Source organism: Brevundimonas sp. (assembly GCF_046295595.1).
In the GTDB taxonomy this organism is placed as follows: domain Bacteria; phylum Pseudomonadota; class Alphaproteobacteria; order Caulobacterales; family Caulobacteraceae; genus Brevundimonas.
On record NZ_JBKBMX010000009.1, the window covers coordinates 97319 to 103363 of the forward strand.

A 6045-nucleotide genomic window follows, 5' to 3' on the forward strand; every position below is an offset into this window, starting at 1 on the left:
GATCGGCCATGACCCTGACGCCCCTTCCGTCCTTCCGCCTCGACGGCAAGCGCGCCCTTGTCACCGGCGGCGGCCGGGGCATCGGCGCGGCCGGCTCCGAGGTCTTCGCCCAGGCGGGCGCCGCCGTGACCCTGTGCGGCCGCACCTCCGCCGATCTGGATGCCCGCGTGGAAGAGATCCGCGCGGCGGGGTTCGAGGCCGAGGCCTTCGTGCTGGACGTCACCGACATCGCCGCCGTGCGGCAGGAGATCGCGGCCCGCGGTCCGTTCGACATCCTGCTCAACAACGCCGGGGTGAACCGCATCCGCCCGATCACCGAGGTGACCGAGGAGGACTATGACGCCGTCCTCGATCTCAATCTGAAGTCCGCCCTGTTCGTCGCCCAGGCGGTGGCGAAGGGACTGCTGGAGGCGGATCGGCCCGGCTCGATCATCAACGTCTCGTCGCAGATGGGCCATGTCGGCGGCGCCGGCCGGTCGCTGTACAGCGCGTCGAAATGGGGGCTGGAGGGCCTGACCCGCTGCATGGCGATCGATCTGGCGCCTCACGGCATCCGGGTGAACACGATCTGCCCCACCTTCATCGACACGGCCATGACCCGACCCATCCTCGACACCCCCGGGACGCGCGACTTCGTGCTGAGCCGCATCAAGCTGGGGCGGCTGGGCCGGATGGACGAACTGACTGGGGCCCTGCTGTTGCTGGCCTCCGACGCCTCCACCCTGATGACGGGCGGCTCCGTCATGGTCGACGGGGGCTGGACCGCCGGCTGACGGTTAGCGTCGGGTCGTCAGTCTTCTTCAACCTCGCGGACGCGGTCGCGCCGGGTGCGGACGTTGGTGGTCGAGTCAGGTCGCAAGGCCGGTTCGAGGTGCGCCCCCGCTACGCCAATTCCGAAGTTCGAGCCGGGTCCGTCCTGCGGCCCGACCACCCCGACGCCGCCGCTGAGGGGCCGTCGCCGCCCCTCGTACTCGGCCAGCGCCCGGGCGCCCTCGCGGGCGAAGCGGGCGTCGCGTTCGGGATTGCCCGTGCCTTCGATCGGCGCGGCGACCGCGGCTCGGGCGCCGAAGCGATCGTCGCAGATCGCCCGCTCCGCCGCGGTCAGCAGCCGGGGACTGGCGCAGCCGACCGGACTGGTGCGCAGGCCGCGTCCGACTCGGTCGCCGGTCGTCTCGGGCCGCACCTGCCACGGCGCCGTGCCGACGGCGGCGGGAGGGCGCGGGGCCCCTGGGGCGGGAGCGCGCGGGGAGGGGGCGGCGTTGTCGTCCTCGTCCTCGGGTCGCCGGAAGGGATCGGTCCGCGCCGTGGCCGGTCCAGCGTCCGGCAAGGCTTCCGCGGGCGTCTGGGGCCGCGCCGGCGGCGGCCGCACCCGGGCGACCTCGCCGGGCAGCAGGGGGCGGGGCTCGATCTCGACATAGATCACCCGGTCCACGGGTGGCGGCGGGTCGCCGAGGTCGATCGAGCGCAGGCCGATGACGCCCAGCACCAACGCATGAAGCCCGACAGAGACAGCCACGATCGCCGGCGTCCGCCAGCGCTCGGCCCGACGGGGCCAGACAGGATTCCATACACGGCGCCGGCCTTCACTCATCGTCGCCTCTCAGGTTCGGCAGCCAGCCGTCGATCGAAGAGAACAGATCGACGTGGATTTCCATTTCGCACTCGGCGATGGGCCCTGTCTTGTCGCAGGGCGGATCGTCGGCGCCCGACAGGGGCGCCCGTCGCGCCTCATAGCGGGCGAGGGCGCGGGCGCCCTGGCGGGCGAGACGGGCGTCGCGAGCACGATCGCCGGTCCCCGGGATCGCCGCCACCCGCGCCGCCATGCGGCGGTCGCACCGGGCGCGTTCCTCTTCACCCAGCAGCGCGGGGCGGGCGCAGGCGAGAGCGCTGGCGCGCAGGCCGCGACCCATCCGATCGCCCATGGCGTCGGGGCGCACCCGCCACGCTTCCGCGACGACATCGGTCGGCGGGGAAGGGGCCGGGACGACGTCGCCGGGCGAGAGCGCCGTCGGCTGGCCGGGCGGGGCGGATCCGGCCGAACCTGTCGTAGCCGCCCGGCGGCTTCCCGGGTCCGCGAGCCTGGCGACGGGGCTGTCTGGCGCGGGTGCCGCGCGGGTCCGGGCCGTCTCGCCGCGGCGCAGCAGACGGGGCTCGATCTGGACATGAATCACCGGCCCCGGAAAATAGTCTATGATCCGGCCGGACCGACGGGAGCCCTCGAAGGTGTCGAACGCCATATTGCCCAGCACCACGGCATGAAGAGCCAGGGACGCGGCCACGATGGCCGGCTTGCGCCAGCGTTCGCCGCCCATGGGCCACTCCCACGCCAGCCCGCCCATCCGTCCTCCCTCTGTTGGACCGATAAGGACGGGCGAGCGTGGCGGTATTGCGGCCTCCGGCGGCCCTCCCGAACCGGCTGCGCCCTTGACCGCGGAAGGCTCCCGGCGTAGAAGCCGCCCACTTTCGAGGCGGGCGCGTCAGCGTTTCACCGAGATCGTGACAATCGAACGACCGGGCTGTCGCCCGCCGGAACGCCCGAAGCGCGCGTTCCGGCTTTTCTGTTTGTCGCGATCGCTGCTCGAAACCCCACCCGGGGCGACGCATCAGCGTCGTCCGAAAAGAAGGCTCACGAGGCGCCCCGGCCGAAAGGCACACGCCTCCATCGATTGAAAGAGACGAGTTTCGAATGCCGACTATCAACCAGCTGATCCGCAAGCCGCGCCAACCCAAGCCGGTCCGTAACAAGGTTCCCGCGCTGAAGGGCTGCCCGCAACGCCGCGGCGTCTGCACCCGCGTCTATACGACGACCCCGAAGAAGCCCAACTCGGCCCTGCGTAAGGTCGCCAAGGTGCGTCTGACCACCGGCATCGAAGCCGTGTGCTACATCCCCGGCGAGGGCCACAATCTGCAGGAGCACTCGGTGGTCCTGATCCGCGGCGGCCGCGTCAAGGATTTGCCCGGCGTTCGCTACCACATCCTGCGCGGCGTGCTCGACACGCAAGGCGTCAAGGACCGCAAGCAGCGCCGTTCGCACTACGGCGCCAAGCGTCCGAAGTAAGCGACCCGCTCCATCAGATTTCTCCCGGCCCGTCCGGGACTCCAGACACCGTTTTAGAAGGCCAGGCTCATGTCCCGTCGTCACCGCGCACAGAAGCGCGAAGTTCTGCCGGATCCCAAATACAAGGATCTGATCGTCACCAAGTTCATGAACTACGTCATGTACGAGGGCAAAAAGGCCGTCGCCGAGAACATCGTCTACGGCGCGTTCGAGATCCTGGCCGACAAGAAGAAGGAACAGGAGCCCGTCGCCACCTTCCACGCCGCCCTGGACAATGTGGCTCCGGCCGTCGAAGTCCGGTCGCGTCGCGTCGGCGGCGCCACCTACCAGGTGCCGGTCGAGGTTCGCCCGGATCGCCGCCGCGCCCTGGCCATCCGCTGGCTGGTCAACGCCGCGCGCAAGCGTGGTGAGAACACCATGACGGAAAAGCTGGCCGCCGAGCTGCTGGACGCCTCGAACAACCGCGGCACCGCGGTCAAGAAGCGCGAAGACACCCACAAGATGGCCGAGGCCAACCGCGCCTTCAGCCACTACCGCTGGTAACGCCTTCAAGGGGCCGTCTTCGGCTCCTATCTACAGACTATCCGGCGCGGGCGGTTTGAGCTAAATCGCCCGCGCCTGCTTATCCAGACAGACGCAGATCTCCCCGAGGGCGCGAAACGCGTCCTGACCTCACTTCAAGGCACGCTTTCATGGCCCGCACGCACAAAATCGAGGACTATCGGAACTTCGGCATCATGGCCCACATCGATGCGGGCAAGACGACGACGACCGAGCGGATCCTGTTCTACACCGGCAAGTCCCACAAGATCGGCGAAGTCCACGACGGCGCCGCGACCATGGACTGGATGGACCAGGAGCAGGAACGCGGCATCACCATCACCTCGGCCGCGACGACCGCCTTCTGGAAAGAAAAGCGCCTCAACATCATCGACACCCCCGGCCACGTGGACTTCACCATTGAAGTCGAACGTTCGCTGCGCGTGCTCGACGGCGCCGTGACGGTGCTGGACGGCAACGCTGGCGTCGAGCCGCAGACCGAGACCGTCTGGCGCCAGGCCGACAAATATTCGGTGCCGCGGATCGTCTTCGTCAACAAGATGGACAAGATCGGCGCCGACTTCGACGCCTCGGTGCAGTCGATCCGCGACCGCCTGGGCGCCAAGGCCGTGCCGATCCAGTTCCCGATCGGTTCGGAAAGCTCGCTGAGCGGCCTGGTTGACCTCGTCGCCATGAAGTCGGTGGTCTGGGACAATGACGCCCTGGGCGCCAACTTCACCGTCGGCGAGATCCCGGCCGACCTCCTCGACAAGGCCAATGAGGCCCGCCAGTACCTGATCGACAACGCCGTCGAGCTCGACGACGAGGCGATGGAAGCCTACCTCGACGGCACCGAGCCCTCGCTCGAAGTGCTGAAGAAATGCATCCGCAAGGCCGTGCTGACCGGCGCCTTCTATCCGATCCTGTGCGGCTCGGCGTTCAAGAACAAGGGCGTCCAGACGCTGCTCGATGCCGTCGTCGACTACCTGCCGTCGCCGATCGACATCCCCCCGACCCCGGGCATCGACTACAAGACGGAAGAGCCGGTCACGCGCCGCGCCGCCGATGACGAGCCCCTGTCGGTTCTCGCCTTCAAGATCATGGACGACCCGTTTGTCGGCTCGCTGACCTTCTGCCGCATCTATTCCGGCGTCATGGAAACCGGCATGGGCCTTCTGAACTCCAGCCGCGACCGCAAGGAACGCGTCGGCCGCATGCTGCTGATGCACTCCAACGACCGTCAGGACATCAAGGAAGCCTACGCCGGCGACATCGTCGCCCTGGCCGGCCTCAAGGACACCCGCACCGGCGACACCCTGTGCGATCCGCTGAAGTCGCCGGTCATCCTCGAGAAGATGGAATTCCCGGCGCCGGTGATCGAGATCTCGGTCGAGCCCAAGACCAAGGCCGACCAGGAGAAGCTGGGCGTCGCCCTGGCCAAGCTGGCCTCGGAGGATCCCTCCTTCACCGTCTCGACCGACCACGAGTCGGGCCAGACCATCCTGAAGGGGATGGGCGAGCTGCACCTCGACATCAAGATCGACATCCTGCGGCGGACCTACAAGGTCGACGCCACCATCGGCGCGCCGCAGGTGGCCTATCGTGAATCCCTCGGCCGCAAGGTCGACATCGACTACACCCACAAGAAACAGACCGGCGGTACCGGCCAGTTCGCCCGCGTCATGCTCACCTTCGAGCCGGGCGAACCGGGTTCGGGCTTCGTCTTCGAAAGCTCGATCGTCGGCGGCGCCGTGCCCAAGGAGTATATCCCGGGCGTCCAGAAGGGCCTCGAGTCCATCAAGGACAGCGGTCTGCTGGCCGGCTTCCCGCTGATCGACTTCAAGGCGACCCTGACGGACGGCAAATACCACGACGTCGACTCCAGCGTGCTGGCGTTCGAAATCGCGGCCCGCGCCGCTTTCCGCGAACTGAAGGAAAAGGGCGCGCCCAAGCTGCTCGAGCCGATCATGGCGGTCGAGGTCGTGACCCCCGAGGACTACCTCGGTTCGGTCATCGGCGACCTGAACGGCCGTCGCGGCATGATCCAGAGCCAGGACATGCGCGGCAACGCCACCGTCGTGAACGCCTTCGTGCCGCTGGCCAACATGTTCGGCTATGTGAACACGCTTCGCGGCATGTCGCAGGGCCGCGCGGTCTTCACCATGCAGTACGACCACTACGAACCGGTGCCGCAACACGTCGCCGACGAAGTGATCAAGAAGTACAGCGCCTAAACCCACCCCTTAGCTTTCGGCGGACCTCTGGTCTGCCGGGGCCCCTGAAAACCCAAGGATAAGCCCCCTGTTCAGGGGACGGAGAGAAGAGAATGGCCAAGGAAAAGTTCGAACGTAACAAGCCGCATTGCAACATCGGCACGATCGGTCACGTCGACCACGGCAAGACGACGCTGACGGCGGCGATCACGATGGTCCTGGCCAAGGCCAGCG

General features: G+C 67.9%; 7 protein-coding genes. 5 read left to right on the forward strand and 2 right to left on the reverse strand.

The genetic code is table 11. From position 1 onward, the window contains the following. Positions 1-8: 8 nt before the first annotated feature. A complete protein-coding gene (locus ACK4JY_RS08300) occupies positions 9-773 on the forward strand; it encodes an SDR family NAD(P)-dependent oxidoreductase (protein WP_409604596.1) in 765 nt (254 codons plus the stop codon). Between the two features lie 17 nt (positions 774-790). On the opposite strand, the gene ACK4JY_RS08305 is transcribed toward ACK4JY_RS08300, so the two are convergent. Both ACK4JY_RS08305 and ACK4JY_RS08310 read right to left on the reverse strand, forming a co-directional pair. Beyond that, positions 791-1516 (reverse strand): hypothetical protein, encoded by a 726-nt coding sequence (locus tag ACK4JY_RS08305; protein WP_409604598.1) that lies wholly within the window; start codon positions 1514-1516, stop codon positions 791-793. Positions 1517-1583: 67 nt separating this feature from the next. Next, complete coding sequence (locus ACK4JY_RS08310) at positions 1584-2339, reverse strand: hypothetical protein (protein ID WP_409604600.1); 756 nt, start codon at positions 2337-2339, stop codon at positions 1584-1586. Positions 2340-2686: 347 nt separating this feature from the next. On the opposite strand from ACK4JY_RS08310, the gene rpsL reads away from it, so the two are divergent. The 4 genes from rpsL to ACK4JY_RS08330 form a co-directional block, all read left to right on the forward strand. Further along, positions 2687-3058 carry a 30S ribosomal protein S12 gene (gene rpsL, locus ACK4JY_RS08315; protein ID WP_055832311.1) on the forward strand — a complete coding sequence of 124 codons (372 nt, stop codon included), beginning with the start codon at positions 2687-2689 and terminating at the stop codon, positions 3056-3058. 69 nt (positions 3059-3127) lie between these two features. Further along, complete coding sequence (gene rpsG / locus ACK4JY_RS08320; protein WP_055832312.1) at positions 3128-3601, forward strand: 30S ribosomal protein S7; 474 nt, start codon at positions 3128-3130, stop codon at positions 3599-3601. Positions 3602-3750: 149 nt separating this feature from the next. Continuing rightward, positions 3751-5832, forward strand: coding sequence for an elongation factor G (fusA, locus tag ACK4JY_RS08325; protein ID WP_409604603.1), 2082 nt, complete (start codon positions 3751-3753; stop codon positions 5830-5832). 92 nt (positions 5833-5924) lie between these two features. Next, a partial coding sequence (locus tag ACK4JY_RS08330) for a GTP-binding protein (RefSeq protein WP_292097508.1) occupies positions 5925-6045 on the forward strand: 121 nt, incomplete at its 3' end.